This is a genomic window from Halorubrum miltondacostae (genome assembly GCF_041379815.1).
Lineage (GTDB): Archaea > Halobacteriota > Halobacteria > Halobacteriales > Haloferacaceae > Halorubrum > Halorubrum miltondacostae.
The window spans coordinates 163,821-188,107 of the sequence record NZ_JBEDNY010000007.1 but is presented as its reverse complement, the minus strand read 5'-3'; the positions used below and the strand labels follow the sequence as shown (position 1 = coordinate 188,107).

The 24,287-nt window shown below is 56.1% G+C and carries 14 protein-coding genes and 1 tRNA gene; 3 read left to right on the top strand and 12 right to left on the bottom strand.

The genetic code is table 11. The features are described from left to right. Positions 1-915 precede the first annotated feature (915 nt). The gene (locus ABNG04_RS16370) at positions 916-4,878 is read right to left on the bottom strand and encodes a helicase-related protein (RefSeq protein WP_371163451.1); all 3,963 of its coding nucleotides are present in this window, start codon (positions 4,876-4,878) and stop codon (positions 916-918) included. A gap of 222 nt (positions 4,879-5,100) precedes the next feature. On the opposite strand from ABNG04_RS16370, the gene ABNG04_RS16365 reads away from it, so the two are divergent. Then, on the top strand, positions 5,101-6,804 hold the full coding sequence (locus ABNG04_RS16365) for a hypothetical protein (RefSeq protein ID WP_371163434.1): 1,704 nt from the start codon (positions 5,101-5,103) through the stop codon (positions 6,802-6,804). A 135-nt stretch (positions 6,805-6,939) separates the two neighbouring features. Here ABNG04_RS16365 and ABNG04_RS16360 read toward each other — a convergent pair whose 3' ends face one another. The 7 genes from ABNG04_RS16360 to ABNG04_RS16335 all read right to left on the bottom strand — a co-directional run bounded on the left by ABNG04_RS16360 (position 6,940) and on the right by ABNG04_RS16335 (position 16,651). Then, the gene (locus ABNG04_RS16360; RefSeq protein WP_371163433.1) at positions 6,940-9,840 is read right to left on the bottom strand and encodes a DUF1156 domain-containing protein; all 2,901 of its coding nucleotides are present in this window, start codon (positions 9,838-9,840) and stop codon (positions 6,940-6,942) included. 2 nt (positions 9,841-9,842) lie between these two features. Continuing rightward, a complete protein-coding gene (locus ABNG04_RS18100; protein ID WP_445972127.1) occupies positions 9,843-10,484 on the bottom strand; it encodes a DUF7680 family protein in 642 nt (213 codons plus the stop codon). Continuing rightward, on the bottom strand, positions 10,481-13,798 hold the full coding sequence (locus ABNG04_RS16355) for an ATP-binding protein (RefSeq protein ID WP_371163432.1): 3,318 nt from the start codon (positions 13,796-13,798) through the stop codon (positions 10,481-10,483). The genes ABNG04_RS18100 and ABNG04_RS16355 overlap by 4 nt, the downstream gene beginning before the upstream one ends. Further along, on the bottom strand, positions 13,795-14,001 hold the full coding sequence (locus tag ABNG04_RS16350; protein WP_371163431.1) for a hypothetical protein: 207 nt from the start codon (positions 13,999-14,001) through the stop codon (positions 13,795-13,797). The genes ABNG04_RS16355 and ABNG04_RS16350 overlap by 4 nt, the downstream gene beginning before the upstream one ends. Before the next feature lie 417 nt (positions 14,002-14,418). Continuing rightward, positions 14,419-14,994 carry an SLATT domain-containing protein gene (locus ABNG04_RS16345; RefSeq protein ID WP_371163430.1) on the bottom strand — a complete coding sequence of 192 codons (576 nt, stop codon included), beginning with the start codon at positions 14,992-14,994 and terminating at the stop codon, positions 14,419-14,421. Beyond that, positions 14,991-16,043 carry a CBASS oligonucleotide cyclase gene (locus ABNG04_RS16340; protein WP_371163429.1) on the bottom strand — a complete coding sequence of 351 codons (1,053 nt, stop codon included), beginning with the start codon at positions 16,041-16,043 and terminating at the stop codon, positions 14,991-14,993. Before ABNG04_RS16340 ends, ABNG04_RS16345 begins: the two co-directional genes overlap by 4 nt. Before the next feature lie 2 nt (positions 16,044-16,045). Then, on the bottom strand, positions 16,046-16,651 hold the full coding sequence (locus ABNG04_RS16335) for a hypothetical protein (protein WP_371163428.1): 606 nt from the start codon (positions 16,649-16,651) through the stop codon (positions 16,046-16,048). Positions 16,652-16,974: 323 nt separating this feature from the next. Between ABNG04_RS16335 and ABNG04_RS16330 the strand changes: the two genes are divergently transcribed. Beyond that, complete coding sequence (locus tag ABNG04_RS16330) at positions 16,975-17,781, top strand: HFX_2341 family transcriptional regulator domain-containing protein (protein ID WP_371163427.1); 807 nt, start codon at positions 16,975-16,977, stop codon at positions 17,779-17,781. An 84-nt stretch (positions 17,782-17,865) separates the two neighbouring features. Here ABNG04_RS16330 and ABNG04_RS16325 read toward each other — a convergent pair whose 3' ends face one another. The 4 genes from ABNG04_RS16325 to ABNG04_RS16310 all read right to left on the bottom strand — a co-directional run bounded on the left by ABNG04_RS16325 (position 17,866) and on the right by ABNG04_RS16310 (position 23,117). Then, positions 17,866-18,267 (bottom strand): hypothetical protein, encoded by a 402-nt coding sequence (locus ABNG04_RS16325; RefSeq protein WP_371163426.1) that lies wholly within the window; start codon positions 18,265-18,267, stop codon positions 17,866-17,868. 334 nt (positions 18,268-18,601) lie between these two features. Beyond that, positions 18,602-18,674, bottom strand: a tRNA-Arg gene (locus tag ABNG04_RS16320). 27 nt (positions 18,675-18,701) lie between these two features. After that, positions 18,702-21,314 (bottom strand): efflux RND transporter permease subunit, encoded by a 2,613-nt coding sequence (locus ABNG04_RS16315; RefSeq protein ID WP_371163425.1) that lies wholly within the window; start codon positions 21,312-21,314, stop codon positions 18,702-18,704. After that, positions 21,315-23,117 carry a COG1361 S-layer family protein gene (locus ABNG04_RS16310; protein ID WP_371163424.1) on the bottom strand — a complete coding sequence of 601 codons (1,803 nt, stop codon included), beginning with the start codon at positions 23,115-23,117 and terminating at the stop codon, positions 21,315-21,317. It abuts the gene before it with no gap. A 282-nt stretch (positions 23,118-23,399) separates the two neighbouring features. Here ABNG04_RS16310 and ABNG04_RS16305 point away from each other — a divergent pair, with 282 nt between their 5' ends. Then, positions 23,400-24,206: a TrmB family transcriptional regulator gene (locus ABNG04_RS16305; protein ID WP_371163423.1), complete on the top strand. Its 807-nt coding sequence runs from the start codon at positions 23,400-23,402 to the stop codon at positions 24,204-24,206. The last annotated feature ends 81 nt before the right edge of the window (positions 24,207-24,287 follow it).

Genomic DNA, 24,287 nt, shown 5'->3' with positions numbered 1-24,287 from the left:
TGCCCGCATCAAATCAGCCACCTACTCTGGTTCCAGTGACTCGGAATGCCACACGGAAGTCTGCGTTGACGAATCATCAAAAACTGCAGATCACGGATCCTACGCTCACGTACAAACCTCAATACAGTTACAGCCGACAGAGACGGTAGGTCGGTGAAAATCGAACCTTCCACCCGTTATTGTGCGATGGAGAAGCTAAGATGACACTGGCAGTATTTCTGCTTTTGTGGGCCTTTCAGTGACTGTGTGCTCTCGCTGCAATTAGCTCTCAGTCGAGATGACCAACCTGATTAGTGTCGGAGTACAGAGAATGAATTTAACATACAAAAGTCTCCGTGAGTGAGGCTAATGTTCGTCAAGACAGTGGTGATCGGCACGAATCTCCTCAACGGATGGCGAGGTGTCGACTAAGAGCTTACCGTTATTGACCAGTTGCTTGTCACAACGCTCACAAGCGGCATTGAGAACCTGGGGTTTTCCTATCGGGGGTGTGCCCGTGTTTTTCGGTTTATGAGTCGCTGTTTCGGGGATCTGATCAGGGTATCGTACTTTTTCCATCGTCAATAGCTCCTGCCAGAACGCCTGTGAACCACACTTCGGACAACTGTAGTTGATCGCATCTGCCCACTCCGTCGCTGGATTAGTTAAACCAGTCATTGCGAATCAAACAATGACTGTTCCGTGTTTAGTGGTTGCGCGCTTACAACTGCGACCCACCCGGAGTCACTGAATTGGTGGAAATCATCGTCCAGAAACGTCTCTTTGTAATTGGTAATGCTGCCGCACGGCTGACTACCGCCGACAGCGACAGTTCCACCTTCGGTTAATACGACTCAACCACTTCCGGTGTCTCATCAAGGGAAGAACTGAAAACTCAGATTGAGTTAGCTGGCAGTGACCTGTGATGAACTGAGACTACGTTGAGATTACCTCTTCACGGTTCTGCAGGAACATGCTAACCCATGTGTCAAGATCAATCTCAAGATCTTCGATCACGTCATCGGTCTTTTTTAATCGCCCAAGAGTTCCATCACGACCCCACCCACACACAAGCGGACGTACCTCAGAGGTTTCTCGATACCTGGCCTTCCGGAGCAGACGTTCTCGCTCGTCTGTTTCCTCTCGAAGCGTTTCTACTAACTGACCCAGTAAAGGGTTCCCTGGCGCAAGATAGTGAACCGAGGGATATTCGTCAGCGCAATCGGCGGAGAATGTCACTGCAACTTCGTCTTCCCCGGGAGCGATGACTTGAGCAAATGTCTGCTCACCATCTGGCTCGGGGATGATCATCCCGTCCCAGGCGAGCCTATATGTTGTCTCTCCGAAATCGAATTGATCCGCGTAGTCACTGTCTGTGACATCAATTTCCACTTCGGCCACTGGGGTAAAGACCACACCAGCGTCGGAGAGGGCCTCACTACCAACGAGAATTTTCTCAAGACTTGAGGTATCATACGGAGAGGGGTACCGATAATTCTCATCACCGACTTCGTCGAGGTCGGGGTGTGCGGCTGATTTCCAAGCTTCGAGCTTGGCTTCATCGATCACATCTTGAGCAACAAGAGACTCTACCTCATCGAGTGATTCACCAACATCGACTCGGTTACTCTGTTCTTGCTCTTTGAGTCGTTCAGAGAACTCTCGGTCGGCTTCGGCTACGGCCTCGCGACTTTGATTCCGCTCCGTTTCGAGGGTTGCTGTACGGATTTGTCTGCTGACGCCAGACAGTACCGGTTGCATCTCACCAACGACGTTTTCGAAGAGATCGATCCGTGAGTTGAGACGTTCGTAGATGTCGGTCTCAACGGTGTCCTTGTAGCTATAATTGAGAATTTGCACCTCACTGTACCGTTGGCCAATACGGTCGATCCGTCCAATACGCTGCTCAACGCGCATTGGATTCCACGGAAGATCGTAGTTGATCAGTGCGCCACACTCCTGAAGATTCAGTCCCTCACTCGCGGAGTCAGTGCAAACGAGAATCTCTACTTTCCCCTCGTCAGCAGCGAACTCGCGCTTGACTCGCTCCTTCCCGACTGAAACCCAAGATTGTTCGTATGCATTCCACATCTCACCCCCTCGACCAGAGTACGTAGCGACGGTTTCGCTGTGAATTGACGTGAGGCTATTGCGGATAAAGTCCATCGTGTCGGCGTACTGTGTAAATATGATAACGCGGTTGTGGCCTCCCCGATCAAGTTCGTTGAGATCGTCGATGAGTTGGTCGATTTTTGGGTCTTTATTGATGTGCTTGAGGTTATTCACGAATGACTCGAGTTCCTCAATCTCCTGTTCGAGAAGGCCGATACCCTGTTCAGTGACGTTCGGAATGATCTCGCTTAGATTGACGTCTTCGAGTCCACCATCCAGGTCGTCAAGTGCATCCAGATCATCGAGATCTTGATCGGAAACCGTTTCCAACAGGATCTGTGTTGATGTCTCCTCGCCGTAGGGATTCTCCCGTGCTCGTTTTGCAGCCTGCTGTTTCCCTTTGAGAACAGCACGCTGTCCACGAAGTTTTTCGAGTCGGTTCTGGAGGCTCTGTGAGATCGCGTAGATGCTGCTGGTCAGCCGTTGCCGGTACGTGGTCATCACGAACCCGATGGCTCGTGTCTCGGCTTCGTCGGACTGCTGGGCGAGCTTGTAGAACTTCCGCGTGTAGTCGTCGATCCGGTCGTACACTCGCCGCGTCTCGTCTGTCAGTTCGATCTGCCGTTGTTTTGGATTGCGGTCAGGGACAGTTTCGTCAAGCAATCCAACTTTCTCGTACTTTCGAAGCGTGTCCCGAGTATTGCGGTGGATAAGCGCATCGACCGGGGTTGACTCGGAAAGAACGTCCTCCACAACTTGCCAGCCGGATTCGGAGAGGTCGTCTAGCGCGTTCAGACGGTCGTTACGGTCGTATGTGAGCCACTCCTCTTCGGCCTTCCAAGTGGGATAAAGGAGGTATTTGAGCTTCTCGTCCTCCTTAGCGTCGAACGGGTCAACATCGTGTTCTTCGAGAGCCTCATCAAACCGTTCGACGTAGCCGTCGTAGTGTTCTCCGTAGTTGCTCGCAAGACTGCAGGCTTCCAAGACTCGCTGCTTCGCGATGGAACGTGCCTGACTCCGATTGTCGCCTACTTCGAGAATGTTGGCAACCTCGTCGAAAACACGATCAGAGATGCTTCGATCAGTCGGGAGTCGGTCTTGGTAGCGTTGTTCGTCGAGGGTAGCTTGTGAGGACCAGGACTCTGGGGTGGAACCTTCACTACCATCACTGTCGACGACTGTACGAATCGCTTGGGATAGAGTTTGCCGAGTCTCGAAGAATTCAACGAAGCTCTCCTGATTATCCCAGCGATCCGGTAGGTCAAGGAGCGTCATCAGGTCGTGAAGTTCACCTGCGTGAAGCTGCATCGGTGTCGCGGTAAGGAAGTAGTAGCACTGCGTGTGATCACGGAGGCGTTCGAGCATCGTATAGAAGCTGCTGCCTTCTCGGGCGTTGTGCGCCTCATCAATGATGACTGCGTCCCAGACACCCTCACGGCGTTCAGGACTTCTGCCACGGCAGCTTTTCGGGACCTCGTCCCGTGTTCGGATCTGCCCAGAATCACGAGGAGCAACCTGGTTCCAGCGGTCCTGGAGACGAGCAGTGTGCCAGGACATCAGAACGATGGTCGGAGTGCTTGGAGTATCCGGGTCAGATTTCTTCTGCTGTTCATGGATGAACCGCCAGATCGGGCTGTCGACCCATGCCTGCTCTTCTTCAGTTTCGGGAATCTCGCATTCAGACCGGGATGGTGGCCCGTGGGACTGATCAAATGCGTCGAAGAAGACGTACTCGTTAGCAGTATTTCGGTCGAAGCGATAGGCGTTGATATTGAATTTCTCCCACAGCTCTTCCTGCCACTGTTGAGTGAGACTTGCAGGAACGAGGAGAAGGCCGGTTTCGAGTTCCTCAGTCAGGCCGAGCCGTGAGAGTGTGAGGCCCGCTTCAATGGTTTTCCCGAGGCCGACTTCGTCACAGAGGAGGAAGCTGTTCGGGTACGTGTTTACGAGGGTATCTGAGACCACACGCTGGTGTGGCCACGGGGTGATTGTGCTTGCCCCTTCGGCGAGTGCAAGCCCGCCAGGTGCGAGCTGCCCGTCAGCGATGATGTTCGCTTTGTCGGCTTCAGTTGGTGGCGCTTCTCCGCGTGCAATCTGGATCGCTTCCTCAATTTCGGATTCGGAGTCTGGGTCCTTCCAGTCGATCAGCTCCCTCTCAATAGCCTCCGGGAGATCGTACACTTCCACGAACGGGTGTTGGTTCGACCAGAGCTGGCCGAAGGTTGTAATATCGGCGTCGACGTAGTTGTCCTCTCCCGCTTCCCACGAGCGGTGGACTTTGAACCGTTCGTAGTTCTTTTTCCAGCCGCCGATAGTCTCGTTGACGCTGCCCTCGAACGAGAGCGCGTTGTCCTCCTCGTCGTGGAAGATCCCCATCTTGGGATGGAAGACCTGCCAGTTGCCTTCTCTGGGAACAGCGACCTTGATGTGAAGACGCTCTTCCCGAAGCAATCGGGCGAGGAGTTTGAGGTGAGCGTCGAGTTCTTCGTCCTCAAGTTCTTCGAGTGAGTCTTCCAGTTCGTCGGTGAGTCGTTCGAGGACTGGCTTGTCCGACTTGTAGAGATCCGTGCCGACGATGAGTCGCATCTCTCCGCCATGTTCGAGGAGAGCATCGATACCTCGAGAGGCGACGGCGAGAGCCGTACTCGAGAAGTATCCTGCTACTCGATCGTAGCGGATGCTTCTCTTCAACGCTGGTACGTAGAACTCATCGACGAGAAAGGTACTCTCAGTACCAGGTCGGCTTTCATAAATCGGGGACCAAGAATGATTTCGAAGACCGTCCATTCGTCTGCCAAACCATTTTCTTCGGGGGACCTTACACCTATCGACGGTCGGTACCATTACCCGTTATTAGTGCGATTTGGCTCTATTGAAATCTCAGAGAGTCCTTCAGAACACCTGTAACTCATCGTCAATAGTTGGTTAGAGAGTGCGGACACTGTTCGAGTCTACCAGCTGATTTCCGGGTGAGAAATGTTGATACGAGTGTAGGAGATAGAGACATAGGTGCCAGTCATCCATCGATACACCGATAAATCGGGGATATATTTACGCAGCTCCATCGATGGGACGTTCGTCACATTTCAGTTGACACCCGCTGCAGAGAGATTTCTAAGGAACCAGAAGTACAGTGACGGAGATTCTATCAGTTGGAGTCTCATCAAACCGCTTTGGGAGGAAGACCACGTCTATACAGGAGAAAGTGGCACGACTTTCTCAGTCAGCGACGTACAAGATAGCTCAGAAGGTACCAACCCACCGACGGATGCCGAAGTAGACGCATTAAATGAATTTCTCAATCCCGAAGGAACATCTGTCGACGATCAGGAGACACCCCAGTCAAATAAAGCACAGAAGACAGACAGTAAAACCAGTCAGTCAGAGACGAAGCAGGAGTCACACACGAAGAACAAAACTTGGGAAATCCCAACGACTGTTCGTCATTTTCTGAATAATACTGCGTCAGGTGTTTCTGGTAAGGCTGACATCAGGAGACTAATTGACCGCACGAAAGATCGAGACGAAACGCTTGAATCGATCCAACAGTTGGTTCGTCATCCCATCCAAATCGAGGATTTTTCGGTCGACACTGATGATTTCCCTTGCTACGACCTAAACTCCCGAGAGATAAAGTGGAAATGCTGTGACAAGCGAGGAACAGAAGCTGATTTCGTGCATACAATCTCTGCCAACACGAGTTCCGAACAGGTTCTGAAGGTGCAAGGTGGAGGGATCAGTTCGTGGACTGCTACTGACGGCCCTCCCAAAGAAGGCCATCTTGACAAACTATTGGAGGCCTTACCGCCGATATTCGAATTCCATTACAAATTCGATCAATACTGTATAAACGATGAGAAGTGGACATTTTCGAACAGCGATCTGCGTCAATTCACGGAAAGCCAACGAAAGGAGATCTTGGAGAAACTGGATTCGATTAGAAACGCAATTCGGTCTGTGGAAGAAGATGAGTTCGTTCGCGGAAGAGTCGTCTCACTAAACCGGTTCTTCGACATCGAAATTGGCGACTCAGGAATCTACGCTGTCGGTCACAGGAAGCGGTACGAGGGTTCAAAATTAAGTATTGGTGATGAGGTCGGCTTCACCGTTAATCGAGTCAAAGACGAAATTCACGCTCACGAAATCCAACCCTGGGAAGAAGTTCCGAAACGATCTACTCAGAAGTCGGATTCCAAAGACAATGCAACTGATTCCTCTGAGGACGACGAACGAGAACTACCGATAGATCTTCCTGAAGACATTCTCTCCATCATCGAAGGTTGGATAGATGATTGGGAGCAGTTCAGTTCCCAAGTTTCTTTGACTATCGATTTCGCCGATCAGGGTGCCGCTATCCAAGAATCCATTCGGAAGTTCAGTTCTAATCCCCAACTGGACATCGTAGGTCTGGAAATGACTGACGACGGTAACCTGTCCTATCGACTGAGCCTTCAGGACGAGGAAGGATACTGGATCTGCATTCACCATCTTACAGGAGATACGATGGACTTCGAAGTGGAGATTCACCCAAGAGAAGGCATCGGGCATGCTGCGCAGATTGTGAACGGAAAATACGAATATTGGCGTCCAATTTCTCCAGATACATCAACCACCCTAATAGACAGACACGAATACGTCGTCTCAACGGCAAAGTACGTGCCGTATGTAACTGAAGCTCTGTCTTCTTTCGAGGACTACACAGTTCACTCCTAATACGAAGATAAATAACTAATTCGCAGACTATCAATATAATCAGTACCTTCGTACAGGATGGAGAAGAGATAATTTGAGACAGTCAACAATGAGGCCGTTTCACGAGCTTCAAAGAACAAACCAGTAGAAAGACAGTTAGAATTCGCCGAGATTCCGCTGCGACGTATCTTCCCGGTCGTCTGCGAAGACGTTTGGACTGAAGTCGAGGTCAAGCACGTCACGAGTACGACCGACAGCAAGGTCGCGGGCCAGCTCCCAGTCCTCGTGATCTTTTGGTAAGACTTGGAGGAGCGCCTTTAGTGTCGCCTTGAATGTCGAATCAGAGCCGAAGTTCCGCTCTCGAAGCCAGTCACAGCAGACACTCTCCCCCTGAACGTCGTAGACGTGCATTGCGGCGTGAACCTTGTCGAGCGCGAGACTGAATGAGAGATCGTCAGGATTCACCGGTGTGCGGCTGGATCGATTTTCGGGCTTTTTATTGACGTTCTGGACGCGATCAGCGTGGCCACGAAGGGAAATGTCCCCACGACTCTTGCGCCACGTTTTCGTGCTACGTTTGATTTCATCGATGTCGACACCGATCCCGAGACCGAGTTGTCGGCCCTCATCGTAGGAGAACGTCTCCGCCTCATGCACGAGCCAGCAGAGAAGGAACCATTCAGTGACGTCGTCGAGTTTGTCTATGCCGTCTACGTCAAGATATTCTTCAACAAGAACTTGCGTCACAGCCTCCCGTGCCTCTTCAAGTGCGCGGCGTGGCTGGACCTCGTTGTCTTCGTCGTCAACGACCGGATAGGCGTCTGCAAAGACACGAAGCGTTGGCCCGAATGCGCTAATAATCACGTCGGTTTTGGTGAGGCTTAGTCCTGAATCAATGAGATCACGTGCAGCTTTCTTCGCAGCAGTGCGGGTGTCAGATTTCACATCGGTCCAGAGAGTTGGAGTCTTTTCATCCTTGGTGAGTTCCTTGTGAGGTTTCCGACCTGTTAGAAGAAGCGTGCTATCCGCCGATGCACTGGTTCGCATACCTGCCCGCTGGGGCATCTCACTCGTGATCGGGTGGGTTGAGGTAATTGTGAACCCAGAATTAATAAGTGACATCGTTAGGGTGTCCCAGGCATCTGTTTCTTTATGTGTGAACATCACAGTCATTACCCCACCCGGCTCCAGAACTCGGTAAAGCTCGGAGAAGATGTCACTCATCTTCTGTTCGTAGAAGTCGTTCGCTAACTCCCGTTTAGAAGAGTTTTCACCGGCAACAGAATCGAATCGATCTGGATTAGCAACTGCTTCGTTCTCTTTATCGGTAAGACTCTGATGGAAGATGTCGGGGAAAACGTCGCCAAGAAGTTCCCGCATCCAGACATAAAATACGTCTGACAACTCTGCGTACATGATGCTGCTATAATAGGGTGGATCTACAACTACCGCATTGATGCTGCTATCGCTTTGAGGCAGATCTGCGGCGTCTCCAACCGAAATGTTGGCCGGATTCGATTCCTTGGGGAGATAATCTACTAGTTCACCATACGACCCATAAATTTTGTTAACGCTTGAGAGGAAGTCTAGACCTCCAATAGAGATATTATTTTCTACAAAAGTACGTTTAAAAGCGAAATTTTTCCCTTTGAACATCGGGTTTGGATACCCCTTCGTAGTATCCCAGTCTGCGAGACGAATATTTCGATCAATCAGTTTACTAAATGAGAGAGTGAGTAATGTCAAAACTGCTTCTGCAGTTTTACGGTCATGTTCCTGCTCAATCTTGGGCTGGAAATGATGAATCGCATCAACGTATTCGAAGTTGCAGACGAGTTGCCTCGGTGAAAAGAGGTCACGCCACTCCTCAATACCGAAGTTTCGCGGTTCAGTTGTCTTGTTACCCTCTGGGATTGGGGTTGACAAGAATGTGGAGAGTTGAAAATCAGACTGAATCCGTTCACGTGCCTTTTCCATGGCTTCGCGATCAGCAGCGTTCGGTGCGCGAAAGCCATGGCTCCCATCGCTTTCCAGATACCGAACACAGTATATTTCGTACCTGAAATCCTGATCGTTGAACCGTTCTCTAACCTCGTCGTCTTCTGTGACTACACCACAATTCAAGCACTCTGCATCGCCCCCTCGGGAAACAGGACCGTTATCGGGATCGAATTCAGACAGCTCCTCTTCATCTGGATTAACGATCACCTCATAATCCACTGTACCATCATGAAGAATCTCTGGACGAACGACCACACGAATCCCATCACTTCTTGTACGGATCCACCACTTGGTAACTAATGGTATTTCGGTACCGCACGAGTGACACTCAACATGGTACGTGCAAACATAGTTATCTGGAGTCCGGTCTGTTCGGCTGCTCGGGAAAAATTCCTGCACGCGAGATTTAGCCCGTTCGTCGATCTGCTGTGCCCACTTTTTGACCGAATCTTCTATGTCACCGACTGAAGGAGCATATTCCAGCATTACCTTCAGAATAAGCGAAGGCACAGGATTGAGTTCGTTTGCATGAGTGGGCAATCCGTAGCGAAGCGACTCATATGGGATCACACCACCGCCAGCAGTCGGATCTAATACGGAGGGTAATTCACCATCCCAGTGTTCCCGGAGGATTTTATGTATATCCTCGATCTCCGTATCAGAAGGGGATTGGGTAAAGGGACGCGGGTATCCGTAGTGGCTCTCCAGATTTCCACTACGTTCGTCTTCTGTTGCCTTCTTGAACTCTACATACTCAGACAAATCACTCTCTTCTTCCACGTCAGGACCGTCTACATCGGTATTAGGACCGATCTGCATCCACCTGAGTAAATCATCAGAGTTGACCTCTTCCTTTGGGAGAACAGAAGCGAGGATTGCCAACCGAGATGCGGGCGTGGGACGCCTCGCGAACCAAGGATGGAGGTATCGATGGGGAGGAAGGTACTGTGGGTTAGCTTCACGAAGGTTTTCGATACCTACTGCCTTTAGTGGCAATTTCCCTTCAATGGCCAAGGGCTTCAGTGTGGATTGCTCCTCAGTTGATTGTTCAGTCATGGTTAGATGTGATCTGTTAGTAGTGTCCGTAGAGCTTTCTCACCGTTCGGACTTGACGGCGACCGACACTTCGCGTGCCAGTAGTAGCACTCTTCGTAACTCATCCGAGCGATACCGCGACAGAATGCTCGCATCCGGTCAACTCGTTGAATCGGTTTGACACCGACAAATCCAAGCGCGAGCCGAACACCGACTGCTTCCGGGAGGAAAACCTCGGCGTACCCAGAACTCGTGACCGTGCCGTCATCAAGGCCAGCACCGTGCAGCGTTTCCCGAACGAGCGACAGGATCGAGCGCAAACGACTGCCAGAGAGACTGGCGATCTTCACTGCCGTCCAATCCTCCCACGACCAACGGTCATCGTCATTCGGGACGGATTCGTCGAACACGTCCTCGAAATCCTCAACCACAAGCCCACGAGTTGGGCTTCCACGCTCCAGTCGTTCACGGCGAGCGTCCGCTTGCTCAGACGGGAGGAGTTCGTACAGGGTCAACGTTCCGCCGTTCGCTCCGTCATGGCGGATGAGTCCAAACGTGGGACGTCCCCCATACACACTACTTCCGGCCTGGCTCGCACCGAGGTTCTCGGTCGGCAAGGGTGACGTGGAGTCGGTATCGGCCTCCTGAGTGGATGGCGAAGTCATTGCTGAATCTCTGTGAGGGCTTCGACCGGTCCCCGGGCTTGAACTTTAACGTCGATATTTGTTTGACCTAGCTCATCGTGGAGTTCCGACAGGACGTCATCATTGTCGTCCGTGATCGCTTCAGGTTCTGGAAGGTCGACTCGGAACTTCACTTCCGTGCGCGACGCGCCGTCGAACGCATCTGGCTGGTTCGTCACGCGAGAGAATTCTTCGAGATCACCCTGATACTGCGCCTGGTACGATGCGCCATCCGACGACTGGGTCTCGTACTCCATGCGAACCGAGACGTGGTCGGTCCGGCTCTTAAACGCTTGTCGACCAGCGATGAACGATCCCTTCGAGAGGATGTCGTCGCCGCCGACCTCGACCGTGACGCGCACGACTCCCGGATCGGTTCCGGATGGTGCCTGTGACAGGGCATGCGTCCGAACCTCGTTGAACGCTCGTGATGCCGCCATCAGACTCGTCGAGGTGTCCCATTCATCGGAACCTGCACAGTCACTGCAGAGTCCCTGCGCGTTCATCTCACTCTTGCTGGCGACTTCCTTCCCACACTCCGCGCACGCAGGGAGTTCCTTATCGGGTTTGTGCTTCTCACAGTAGTACGGCTCCGTACCTGTTGGTTCGACCTTGACACCGCACTCCTCACACGTCATCTTCTCGCGTTCGGACGCTCGAATTGCGTCATGGTGAACCTCGAGCAGCGCCTCGATACCGGAGTAGACGACGAAATCGTCGCCGATCTTCACGTCTGTGTCCCGGATCGACGTCTCGACGTCGGGTGACTCCGCGAGCGTTCCGGTCTTCATCCAGTTGGCAGGGTCGTCGTCCTCGTCGCCGTACCAGTACGCGACGCCGTTCTCCCCATCCGTTGCGTCCCAGTACGTGTAGCCCGCTTCAGAGACCATCTTTGCGACCGTCTTTCGCAGCGGCTTCGTGTTCAAGAGGTACGGCAGTCCCGGCTTCTTCGCGAACTGTGTGACGAGCTGCTGGGTCGTCATGCTGTCCTGGGTCTGTTGCCAGAGCTTCTGCTTGAAGAACGCAACCCCCTTCGCGCTCGCGTCGGCGCGAATGAGGCGGTCCTCGAGCGTCTCCTCCACCGCGTTCACCAGCGTCGTCCCGCCGTTGGCCTCGGTCGCGTTGATCGCGATGTGGGTAAGGCCGTCGCGTTCGACGTAGAACAGGTGACGGTAGACACCTCTGACGAGTTCACCCAGAAGGCCGTGGGCCGTATCACGACGTTCTCTGAGTTCCTCTATTTGCTCGTTCGAGAGGTCAGCCGTCTGCTGGGAGTCGTCGAGGAGTGCTTCGATAGCTTCCAACTGTCGGGCTTCGTCGATTGCGCTCTGAACACGCTCCTTGTCCGGGGACAAGAACAGAACGTAGTTCTTGTAGACCCTGCTTTGGGCATCACCGCCTTGTTTCGATGCGGACTTTTGATACAGTGTCTGAATCTTGTCCGGGACTTTGCTGCCGCCGTCGGACACCGGAGCAGTGTCCATGTGCATTATGGCGAGCTGGGGCTTAGCAACCTTGTCCGGGAGGTGAGCTGGCGACTCAGGAAACAGGACAGTGTCGAAGCCTCCTGTCCCAACTTCGTTTTCTAATCGCGACTCGAAGCGGTTCCGCGCCCGCGCATCCGGCGTATTATCCACACGCTGGTCGATGATCCGAATGAGGTTCGGATCGCTCTTGAACCGGACACGCTCCTCGTCGTACAGGTAGTAGCACGCGACGTTCATGTCGCCGCCCGTGAGCGCCTCAAGTGTAGAGTCGTAGTTGTCGAAGCGAATGTCCGGATGGCCGAGCGCCGCATTCATCTCTGCCCGCGTGAGGCCAGTTGCCTGCTCGCCGTAGGCGAGGCTGTGCCAGAGGATGGTCGTCGTCAGGTGGCTACCGAGTGGCGGGATACCCTTCTCAGTCCATTTCCGATCCTCGAGTTGCGCGTGTGCGTTCTCATCCTCGCTGTAGATGTCAGCCGAGACGGCGGCACTGAGGTCGACGAATTCGAAGAGAGTCTCGCGAAGTGTGGAGTCGATGCTTCCGCTCGGAGCATTGTCTGCAGGTGTGAGGTCATGCAGCCGAATCCAGTGACGATCGTAATGTTTCGGCTCGTGGTTCCAAAGGTAGAACACCGCTCGGGCGAGAAGCTTCAGTGCCCCTCGCGTTCGCTGGAATTTCGGGATTGTATCGATTTTCTCCGTGAGCGTATCGATAATCGTCGGATGGAACGGATACTCCCGTTCGAGTCGGTCAACGAAACTCGCGTCCGTCGCCTCCTGCGGGAATTGCCGCTCGCTATCTCCGTAGAAGTGGAAGTAAGACTCCGCAACTGACCGACCCTTCTCGTGGTTGATCTCCTCGAACAATCGGTGCTGGAGGACCTGGCCGACTTCCGTTTCAGAGGTCGGCGTGACGGTCTTGTGCTGACGGCGACCGATCTGATTGAGTTCGTCGACGAGCGTGCGGACCTCCTCCGCTTCCTCTTCGAATGCTGTGTCCGCAATACTGTAGACGACCGTGACGTCGTCAGTCTCAGAAGCCGTTTCCAGTAATGAGAGAACGAAGCTCAACGTCTGACTGGCTAGGGTCGCGTTTCCGACCTCGATGGCGGAAGCCGCTTCAAGATATGCGGCGATTTCGTCGATGAGGATGAGAGCTGCACCATCACCGATGTCAAACAGCCCTTTCAGGGTATTTCCGCCGGGTGCGTTCCTGTCTTGGTCGTATTCCTTGATGTATTCGTAGCCTTCCAGACCGTAGAGCTGGTAAGCAATTTCCCCCCACATCGTTCGTGTGTTGGGGGCGTTCGGATCGGTTCGATCGCTGCGCGCGTTTCGGGCGTCGATATGGCCACCCACGAAGACCGCAGTATCGACATCGAATCCTTCTGAGACTGCGGCGGCTTGGTATGTAGACGCGAGATCTTCATCACCGCTGTTGAGATGTTCGCCGAGGTCCTTGATTTGCCCAGGGGATGTCGCAAGGTGGTATGACGCGATCAGGTCGTGGGTCTTCCCGCCGCCAAATCGCGTGTCAAGGCAGAGGATGCTGTTCGAGTAATCTCCGCCATCGTACCCACTGCTTTCGAGAAAGCGCCCGGTGAGATTGCTGAGGAGCGTCTGGAGTCCATCGGTCGGATACGTCATATCGAAGAACTGCTCAGCGTCTCGGTACACCGGAGCAGCCTCGCCCGATGCGTGAGCAACGGTTGCGAGACTAGCTGCGAACTGATCTTCTTGCAGTGTGCCATCGAGGACGTCGCCTCGAGGGGTACAGCTTTCGAAGAGGGTTGGGTAGTCTGTGTTAGTCATTCTGATTCCTCAGTGGGCTTAGACACGATGACGAATTCGTTTTGTTCACTATTGTCGATGATGGCGTGGGCGATCTCTTTTGACTCCGCGATGTCGACCTTGATCGCATCGCCGACATCGGCATTGAGCTTCCTGATTTCAGGGCCAGACAGATTGATTCGCCCGGAATTACCCGTGTTTTGCCCGATCTGTTTGCGGGTCATTCGGATGTATTCCTCACTCTCCGTGAATGTTATAACCTTTACTTAGTCTAAGCGACCAAGCGAGGATCAGTTAATTGGTCTTTGTCAGGGCCAACGCAAACATAGATGGTCCAATCGTTCTTCAACACTCTGTGAAATGAGCGGCACCGTCTCACACGTTCCACGACGTAGGACTCTACTTACCAAACGAGGCCAATCAGATCGTAACAGACCTGCTTGAGAGTGTGCCCGCAGAGACTAAGAGAACGAACGTCGAATAACGAAAGTAGAACCTATTTTATTGGGCGGCATTCCAGAATCTACCTCTGAGCCGTATTCGTTGTTCGGTAGAGCGTGTGTTGACTGCAACGGCGGCTGAGGATATTCTCCCATGGATCTTAACCGCTCCGACATTTCGGATGCTTTTGCCAAATATACTTAGTTAGTGTCGGATCGAGTTGGTTCGTATCCCTTCTTTAGTTGTGTTTGAGCCTTATCGGTGGTTTCTATTTCTCCGTAGATTGAGTCGTCTAATCGGTCGTACCACTTCCGGTGGAGGTTGGGCATATCGTCATTCAGTTCACGTCGACGAGCTTCGAGATTATCATACTTCTCTCGTAGTTCCCTGGGAGGGGTTGAGTCATCAGGCAGATCAAGTGTTATGAAATCTCGATACTCGTTCAACAGTTTGTGATAGGCTTCCCCAGCCCTATAATTCGCCTCAGCTGTCTTTTGTGGGTTCGTTGCTGTCTTGTATCCTGCTGCTACTGCCGTGAGAATAGCCAGTCCCACCGTTAGATTCGGGAATTCATTCCAAACCAGCGCAGTTGTGACGAGAGCTGCCCCAGCGGTCGTACCCACATCGAGAAAGCGACTTCTACGCGAATAAGAATCTGCAGCCTCGAAATGTGCTTTATACGTCCACAGCGTGCTGTCCGCTCCATTGACAGCCCGGTCAGACAATCGCTCTAATCCATCTGAGTCCTCGCTGTTGGCTTGCAAAGAGCTATTCATTTATTAGAGAATCCATCACCGTACACCTCACGAAGGCGTTCTTTTGCCGCTTTCGTTCGTCCTTCTTCTTTCAGCCTCTGCGCTGTTTTGAGAGCCTCAGCTGCTTTTTCAGCCTTCTGAACTGCCTCTTGCCGCTCAGCTTGGCTCATCCCAGAATCAACCGGTTCATTATATATCGGTTCGCGAGTTGTCTGCTGCATCCGGTTTGGAAGTGACTCTACAAAGTCCGATGCCAAGTCATGGTAATTGTCCGGAACACGCGCGCCAGTCTTAGATTTGTTAGCAAAGTAATTGTAGACCATCACCTCCATCGTGTATCCTCGCACAGGTACGTTGTTATTGTTGGCCCAGGTCTTCATGCTCCTCGCCAGACCTGCAACCTTCCCATTATGTGCATCGTTCCGCGCCTCAAATTGCTGCTTGTACCTTCGAGGGTTCGTTCCAACCCATGATTGCTGTCCGTGGGTATCCGGAATTGCGTAACCATCGTTCTGGCTATCAAACGGATTGAGACCTTGGGATGGGTCCTCCGCATGGGGTACCTGATTATAATCGAATGCCGGAACGATTTCTATCGTCGAATCGTGATATTGCACGCAAACTGCGTTCTGGTCGATACTGACGTTTGTCTCGGAGAATCGTGGATCATCTTCGATACGACGCTTAATAGCCCGAAGACAGTTTCGAGGTCCATTTTCTTGCATTATCCACTGTCGGTGCTGATCCGCGTCGAGGACAACCATCATATCGGCATCTGTGTCCTGGGACATCGGGCCGACCACAGTTTCTCTGGTGAAAGATCCGATAAGCTGGGAGTCAGTGACTCCAATCTCTTCCCGAAGGATTTCCTCAAGAACATCTCGACGGTTCGAAATGGTCTCGCCTTGTAGGTCAGTGAGTTGTGTCTCGTCGACAAAATTTTGATAGGCTTCGTCAATCTCATCGCCCTGTGAGATTGTCTCCTGAATTGTCTCACCGAGTGGTCCCGTATTAGGTGAACCACGACCATCGTCGCTGTAATCGTACCCAGAACCGGAACTACGTCCCATTGTTATGCTACCTCCTGTGAGCTTTCAGCCCACATACCAAGCGGGGCTTGACCAATTCCAAGTGCGGAGTTGACCTGATCTTGGAGTTCGACAAACCGGTTTCTATACACTTCTGACGATGCCTCGCGTAGATGTACTCTCGTTCGCCACTGATTCAAACCACCTGCGGCAGTTACCTGTGGTGGTAGTTGGCGAAGCATAGCCGGTGACAGAAGTCCAATCACCAGGATGTCACGATTGGGCATCACTGAAACGCCTAACCGAATGTCCTTGAGTAGCTCTCTGAATCCACCCCCTTCTAAGAAATACTGCGTCCCATAGAAGGCATAGAACTCAACACCAAGTACGTCGAAAGCAGGTTTCACTACACTCCACTCCTCGCGAGTAAGGGCCTTTGGCAGCGGGATTATGCTAACAGAGGTATTGGTCGATTCTTGTGCGAATGCAAGCATTCGATTGAGATACTTCCGTAGTCGATCTCTACGTTCTGAACGATCCGTATCACGGTAAATCGGTATATCACAGGGGATGTGATAATCAGGAGCGAACTCGCTGATCATCTCGAATTCGTCCCGCCAGTGTAGTCCAGATAGGTACTCGTCAGTCACTGTTGATGTCGTGATTACGTCGATACCCGATGGGAAGTATGATTCAGCTGTCTGAGACCGATTCAACAGTCGGTCTACGTCCGAGAGCCGAACGAGGATCTGTGAGATCTCAGGTACTGATTCGAGAAATTCGATGTGCGCTTGCTGTGGCTCAATCAGCGGAATACAACCGGACGGTGAATTGTCGGAGCTAACTATACTCCCCGGGGTCTGAACAGAGTTTTCTGAACTCATGATCTGGCTCGTCTCCCTGGTATTTTCGGACGGAGCGGGTGATTTCCAATTGCTCCGAGTTTTTGGGAGACATTAGCAGATTGTATGGTGTGAGAGAATTTAATAGATATGCTGATACAATCGATAGTAACACTATAATTGAGACAATGAAGAATGAGATAACAGTCTCAGACAGGGTCCATATTGTTCCTCTGGGATACGAAAAAGACCGTATACTGGAACCGTTACGTGAACTCAAAGCGGACCGAGTGATATTACTTCTACATGAGAACAAAGGTGATGATCCATGGTATCACAAGGAAGTGAAAAAGACATTGCGTGAAGGCCCGTTAGATCTGGAAGAGCGTGATTGCAACATCTTCGACATGTATGGTTCAATCGAAAAGATCGCCAGTATCGTTGACCAGCATGCAAGCGATGATGTGTATGTGAACTTAGCTACAGGGTCGAAGGTAACTGCCATCGGTGGAATGATTGCCTGTATGCTTACCAACGCCACCCCATACTACGTCCGCGCAAAAAAATACGGACCCGAGGACGAAGAAGGACCACCAAATAACCCAGTTAGCGCGGGTGTTGAAGGCATAGACAATTTACCCTCATTTCATATCGATGAACCTCCGGCAGAGCAAATCCGGATACTGAGATTTGTTTCCGAAGAAGGGCCAGTAGCGAAGAGTAATCTTATCAAATTTGGAAGAGAAACTAACCTTCCATTCATGCGCAATCATAATTCTAAGCATAGAACTGGGGAATACCGGTTGTTAGACAGCCACATTATCAAACCGCTACTTGAGCGGGATGCAATCAGTGTAGAAGAAATTGGGCGAAGAAGTGAAGTCAGGATAACCGACGATGGGAAAAATACACTCAGGGCCTTCAATTATCTATTATGAGCCGACGTCATTAGATAGACGACATAACGGTCCAAAGTGGATAATTAGTCCAGTAGGGATCGGTGGGGTGTGTCGATATTTCGTTCAGTTATTTCTCTTCCATTGAAACCAAGAGATGGTCATTGATGCGGCCCCAACTTTCCGGTATATCATATATACTGTAGAAAGTGAGATACCGATACTTGCGGCACCTATTCCATTCCCCAACTCAACCAGAATCATCACACGAGGTGCAGTTCGTCCTATGAGAGGTATTGAATTCAGTATTAATGATGAGTCGAATGCAAAGGGAATGAGGGTGTATATCGACAGAAGGAATGCATCTGGGGACCGTAGTATCCCGGTTGCAACACCTGCTGCGACTGCTAATGCAATTGCAAACGCATATTTTCGCACTACTTTTCGTCCCTTTCCGATGGTTGTCTCAGGTGAGTTTGAATCTACATTACGAAAATAACGAAAGGCTGAGAAGAAATCGTCAAGCATGATTCTGATAGTTTGTCACATCATTATAAAATTTCTCCAAGAAGTGGTGTGACAACTGCCAAATCTCTATATCGCCGGTAGTACTGAACCCGGTAGTTCTCCTGATCTACTCGACCCCGTTGGTACTCCGTTCTCTCTCGAACCCTTTTCTGCGAGCTGTCACTCGACCCCAATCACTAAGGCGAATGCCGTTTTGGTTCTTCGCGAATCGACAGACGGCGGCGACCGCCGTCACGGAGCGTGACGAAATCACCCCCCGAAATGAACCCGAATTACCTCCGACCTCGACGCTGTCCGGTGGTTTGCGATGTATCCGCACCAAGAGGTTGTGTGACGGGCGCGACGGGATTTGAACCCGCGGCATCTTGGTCCGGAACCAAGTGCTCTGTCCGCTGAGCTACGCGCCCACACGACCGGATATCCGCGGCGAGCGTTTAACGCTTCTGACTCGGATCGTCGGCGGGAGACTGCGGGTCGGTCTGCCAGTCGAAGTCGTCGACTGCGGGGCCGTCCACGCCCCACGTCGCGTCCGATCCGCCGTCAGTACGGGCGCGGCCCGTCGAGTCGCCGTCCCCACCGACGTCGATCGCGCCCGCGGCGGCGAGCAGGCGGCCGACGAACAGCAGTTCGGGGCGGCGCTCGACGACGGCGACCCAGACGACGAGCGCCGGCGGCAAGACGATCAGCGAGGCCAGGTACGCGAGCGTGATGCTCGCTGCGGTGAGCAGGCCGAACTGTCCCAAGACAGGCGTGATGGCCAACACGAGGACGCCCGTGCCGAGTGCGGTCGTCGCCCACGTGCCGGTGAGCGCACCGCCCGTCCCGCGGAGCGTAGTGACCACCGCGGCGTCGACGTCGCCACCGCGCGAATACTCATCGTGGAACCGGTGCGCGACGTGGACGGTGTAGTCCACTCCGAGCCCGATGGTGATCGCGAGGATCGTCGCGGTGATGGCGTTGAACGGGATGCCGCCGAGCCGCATCGTGGCGGTGAGCGTCGCGACCGCGACGGTGACTGGGACGAGCGTGACGAGCCCGAGCGTCGGGCTGCGAAGCAGCAGCCAGAACAGCACGACGAGGAACACCGCCGAGAGCCCGAGCGCGGCCGCCAGCGAGACGATCGCCGACTCGAAGATTGTGTCGGCGACAGCCTGGAACACGACAATCTGGCCGGTCGCGATCGCGTCCCCGCGGTAGCGGTCGGCCACCTGCCGGGCGTCGGCGGCGATCTCGGCGTCGCTCGCGTCGGACTCGACGGCGTACACGATCCGCGTCGAGCGGTCGTCGTCCGCGAGGTACTCGCCGGTGAAGTCGTCGTACGGCGAATCGCGCAGCTCGCCGTAGATCCGGTCTAAGTTCCGGTTCGGGCGGCCGTCGTCGAGCGACGAGTCCTCGACGAGCTGTTCGAATTCGGGGTCCTCCGACGCGTACGCGTCGATCGCGCTCTGGACGCTGTCGGTGCTGGCGCGGCCGTCGACCGTGACGAACGTGTCTGGCGGGTCGCGCTCGGCGCGTGCGAGGCTGCGCAGGGCGGCGTCGCTGGTCATGCGCCGCTCGACGTAGATGGTGACGGTGTCGTCCTCGCTCGTGGCGAAGTTGTCGGAGAGGAAGTTGATCGTCTCCGTCGCGGTGTACTCGCCGGGCTGGAGCGGACCGGGGAGGTAGTCGACGTACGCCGGTTCCTCGCTCGGCGGCAGGAAGTCGTCGTCCTCGAAGGTGGTGTCGACGCCGGCACCGTACCCCGCGGCGCCGGCGGTGATGAGCAGGACGACCACGAGGAAGACCGCGGGGGCGGGCCGCGAGATCGCGGAGAGTCGCGGGAGGAGTCGCCCGAGCGCGGAGTCCTCGGAGCCCAGCGGGCGTGAACCGAAGTCGGGCAGCGAACGCTCGGCGCGCCAGCGGTCGAGGATCAGCTTGGCGGCCGGCAGGAAGCCGACGAAGATGACGAGGGTGAAACAGATGCCCAACCCGGCGACGAGGCCGAACTCGCGGAGCGGCGGAAGCGAGCTCGTGAGGTTCGCGAGGAACCCGATGATCGTCGTCCCGGTGATGATCGAGTACGCCACCACGAGCTGGCCGAGCGCGCCGCGCATCGCCGTCTCGGGCGGCGCGCCCGCGGCGCGGTCCTCGCGGTAGCGGTTCACCGTGTGGATCCCGAAGTCGATCCCGATCGCCAAGAGCAGGACGGGCACCGCGATCAGTACCTCTGAGAAAGCGATCCCCGCGTAGCCCGTGAAGCCGAACGTCCACACGACCGTCATCAACAGCGAGACCCCGCCGAGGACGAAGTCGAACGGGTCGCGGTAGGCGTACGCGAGGAGGGCGAGGATCACAGCGAGCGCTGCGGGCACCACGATGCCGAGCGAGTCGAAGATGACGCGCTGGAACTCGTCGTCGACGATGCCGCTCCCGAACGCGGTGACGTCGCCGGGGGCCTCCTCGGCGACCGTCTGCGCCTCGCTCTGGATCGCCTGCGTGTCGGCCGACGCCGGGAACCCGTGGTTGACGACGCCGAGCGACGCGGAGGCCGTCCCCGACTCCTTGTTGAAGTCGTCGGAGAGGAGCGTCGCGAAGCCGGGGTCCTCGGCCGCGGCGGCGACCGCGGCGTCGATCTCGCCGTCGCTGGCGCGCTCGATCGCGTCCCGGGCCGCCGCCGGCGTGTCGGCGTTCGGGTCGAGCTCGGCCGCGACGTCCATCGCCGGCGCGGAGAAGTCGGTCACGCGCAGGCTGTCGCGCTCGTCGAGCCGTTCGGCGGTCGCCAACATGTCGAGGAGCCCGCGGCGGTCAAGCACGTTGGCGTCGCGCTGGATCAGCTGCGTCGTCGGGTCGTCGCCGCCGAAGGCGGGCTCGAACTGCTCGTTCACGCGGTCGAGCGCGTCGGACTCCTCGATGCCGTCGGTGAACTGGTCGCTGCCCGCGCTCGCCTCCAGCAGCGCCATGCCGGGCGCGAACAGGGCGGTCACGACGAGACAGGCGATCACGACGCGGCGCGGCTGCTCGATGACCCGATCGATGACCGCGCCGAACAGCCGGGTGACTGGGTCCATCTATCGGGAGCGGAGTCGACGGCGGAACCGCGAGATCGCTGCGCTCACCCGGCCGCGCTGCCAGACGACCGCACCGCCGACCGCGACGACGCCGAGCAGCGCGACGATCCCGAGCGGCGAGGAGATCGCCCCGCTGTCGTCGGCGGGGACGACCTCGACCGGGAGCCGGTAGGTGTCGGAGAGCTGTTCGTCGCCGTCGGCGTCGTCATATCGGAAGTCGACCGCGGCCGCGTACGTCTTCGGCGTGGCGCCGCCCTCGACCTCGACCTCGAAGGTGACCGTCTTCGACTCGCCCGGGTCGAGAGAGGTGACGAACGCCTCGTCGTCGGACGACGAGAGCGGCGAGTCGACGAACAGCTTCGCCTGGACGTTCGAAACCGGCTCGGGACCGGTGTTGCGGACGACCGCGTTGTACTGCACTGTCGACCCCGGCGTGACCGACGCGGGGTCGGTGGCGTTCGGCTCCGCCGGCGACACCGCGAACACGTCCGCCTCGGGCGCGACGTCAACGACAACGTCGAGCGTGTCGGAGACGAGGACGCCGCCGGCCGATCCCGTCGAGATGAGCGAGACGGAGCCGTTGTCGGTCCGGCTCGTGCTCACGCCCTCGTCGGTGGGGATCCCGCGGTAGCGGACCGCCACGTTGACCGTCCGCTCGCCGGGGTTCGCGTCCGTGCGGAGTCCGGCGTCGAACGTCGCGGTCGCCGTCTCGCCGACCGCGAGGTCGCCGACCGTGTCCCGCGTCGACCTCGGGACGATGTTCTGGTCCGTCTGGACCGTGTCCTGCCCGACGCCGTCGGGGGCGGGGGCCTCGTTGCTGAACACGACGACCGCGTCCTCGATGTCGCGGGGACCGCGGTTGCGCACCTCGACGGTGAAGCTGCCGTCCTCGCCGACGCGCAGGGTGCTGTTCACGCCCGTCGCGGTGAACGCCTGCCGCGAGAGCGGCGTCACGCCCGTGCGGACCGTCCGCGCGGCCGCGTCGGCGCGCTCGGCGTCGCGGTAGTCGACCTCGAACTCCAGCGTCGACGAGCGCGCGGTGGCCTCGGTCGCGGCGCCGAGCCGGTAGGTGAACGTGCGGTTCTCGCCGGGGGCCCACGCGCCGACGTACGTCTCGGTGGTGCCCGCGTCGGTTGCGAAGGTCAGGTCCGGATCGATCGGGTTCGCGGCGACGGAGGCCTCGCGCGCGGTCTCGTTGCGCACGTTCCGCAGCGTCACGTCGACGAGCCCGTTGTCGCCGGCCTGGACGACGCCGTCGACGTCGACCACCGCGAACTGCGCGCGATCGGTGATCTCGACGGAGACGTACACGGTCTCCGTCACGATCTCCTCGTCGCGGACGGTTGATCCCTCGTCGACTTCCGCGCTCTCGACGTTCCGGTACTCCAGTTGGATCGGGACGCGATAGACGCCGGGCTCGGCGCCCTCGTCGGGGACGACGGTGAACTCGATCGGCCCGGTGACGCCGCGGGCGACGTCGCCGACCGTCTGCTCGCCGGTCCGTACGTCGAAGGGGACCTCCCGGTTCGCCGCGTCGCCGGTGAGGATCCGCGCCGTCGTCTCGTGGGCGGTCACCACCTCGCTCTCGAGGTTGTCGGCCCCCTGTGCGTCGATGTCGCCGCGGTTGTTCAGGTTCACCTGAAGGGTTGACTCCTCGCCGGGGATGAACGCAGTCTCCGGCGCGAACGCCTCGATGTCGGGGTCGCCACGCACCGTGTCGTTTGCCTCCTGTGCGACGACCGCTCCGGTCGCGACGAGGGACACGACGAGAAGCAGGACGGCGACCGTCCGGATTCGACTCATGTTGGTTACGTCACGGTACGAGACTGCGACGTAATACCCTTCGGGAATCCGCGACAACAACGTATCTGTTTCCGGATGAGAATCGCGAACGCAACCCGGCGGTCGAAACGAGAGAGAAACGATACGCATCGGATTCTATCGACCGTGAAGCCAGTTACCGGCGAACTATCGAGCGAGCGGTGGCCAGCTATTCGAAACGATCTATCGTTTCGCGATCGCTTTTTTATGTACCTCGCCGGCGTCAAGCGCCGAGGCTTTGTGGGGGCGCGTCGGAGAGCGCACATGGAGTCGCTCCGCGACCTCGGGCTGTCGAGCTACGAAGACCGAGCGTACCGTGCGTTGCTCGCGTTGGGTACCGGGACCGCCGCGGCCGTCGCCGAGGAGAGCGGCGTGCCGAAAGGGCGCATCTACGACGCGCTCGGCGGGCTGGAGTCGCGGGGGCTGGTCCGGGTCCAGACCGACCGCGAGCCGAAGCGGTACGCGCCCGTCGAGTCCGCCGTCGCCGTCGACCGGCTGGTCGAGGCGAAGCGGCGCGAACTCAACCGCCGGATCGAGACGTACGAGTCCGGCAAGGGGGAGCTGATCGACCGGCTGGCCGACGCCGAGACGGCGGACGACGAGTTCTGGACCGCCGCGGTCGGCGCCGACGACTCCCTCGAACTCCTCTTCGAGCGGATCGACGCCGCCGAGGAGTCGATCGTCGTCGTCGCCACCGACGTCTCCGCGCAGTTCGACGTCGACCGCGAGGGCCCGGAGCTGCTCGACCGGCTCCTCGCGGCGATCCGGAGCGGCGTCGACGTCTCCGTGCTCATCTCGCCGAGCGTGTTCGACGACGCGCGCGCCGCCGTCGACGAGGACCGCGCGACGCTGACGATCGCGCAGGGGCCCTTCGAACTGCGCATCACCGAGGACGCGTACGGCAACTTCTACCTCATCGACGGCGAGGAGGTGTGTCTGGAGGTCGCCGACCCGCTCTCGCCCGACCGGCTGTTCGGCATGCTCGACCTGCGCGACCGGGGATTCGCGGCGCGCGTGAACGACGGCTTCGAGGCCGCGTGGGCCGACGGGAGAATCGTCGACGAGGTGTGAGGTCGAGAGAGTCGGCCTCTCGCGGGGCACGAGCGTGTCTTGTGGGTCGGGAAGCGCGACGAACCCGTGCTGCCTGCCGAT

Bases quoted from the DNA above. Each gene is read 5' to 3' on its own strand.
- ABNG04_RS16350 (WP_371163431.1), bottom strand. From the start codon at position 14,001: ATGACCCGCAAACAGATCGGGCAAAACACGGGTAATTCCGGGCGAATC.
- ABNG04_RS16340 (WP_371163429.1), bottom strand. From the start codon at position 16,043: ATGGGACGTAGTTCCGGTTCTGGGTACGATTACAGCGACGATGGTCGT.
- ABNG04_RS18100 (WP_445972127.1), bottom strand. From the start codon at position 10,484: ATGACTTCGCCATCCACTCAGGAGGCCGATACCGACTCCACGTCACCC.
- ABNG04_RS16370 (WP_371163451.1), bottom strand. From the start codon at position 4,878: ATGGACGGTCTTCGAAATCATTCTTGGTCCCCGATTTATGAAAGCCGA.
- ABNG04_RS16355 (WP_371163432.1), bottom strand. From the start codon at position 13,798: ATGACTAACACAGACTACCCAACCCTCTTCGAAAGCTGTACCCCTCGA.
- ABNG04_RS16305 (WP_371163423.1), top strand. From the start codon at position 23,400: ATGGAGTCGCTCCGCGACCTCGGGCTGTCGAGCTACGAAGACCGAGCG.
- ABNG04_RS16345 (WP_371163430.1), bottom strand. From the start codon at position 14,994: ATGAATAGCTCTTTGCAAGCCAACAGCGAGGACTCAGATGGATTAGAG.
- ABNG04_RS16360 (WP_371163433.1), bottom strand. From the start codon at position 9,840: ATGACTGAACAATCAACTGAGGAGCAATCCACACTGAAGCCCTTGGCC.
- ABNG04_RS16325 (WP_371163426.1), bottom strand. From the start codon at position 18,267: ATGCTTGACGATTTCTTCTCAGCCTTTCGTTATTTTCGTAATGTAGAT.
- ABNG04_RS16310 (WP_371163424.1), bottom strand. From the start codon at position 23,117: ATGAGTCGAATCCGGACGGTCGCCGTCCTGCTTCTCGTCGTGTCCCTC.
- ABNG04_RS16315 (WP_371163425.1), bottom strand. From the start codon at position 21,314: ATGGACCCAGTCACCCGGCTGTTCGGCGCGGTCATCGATCGGGTCATC.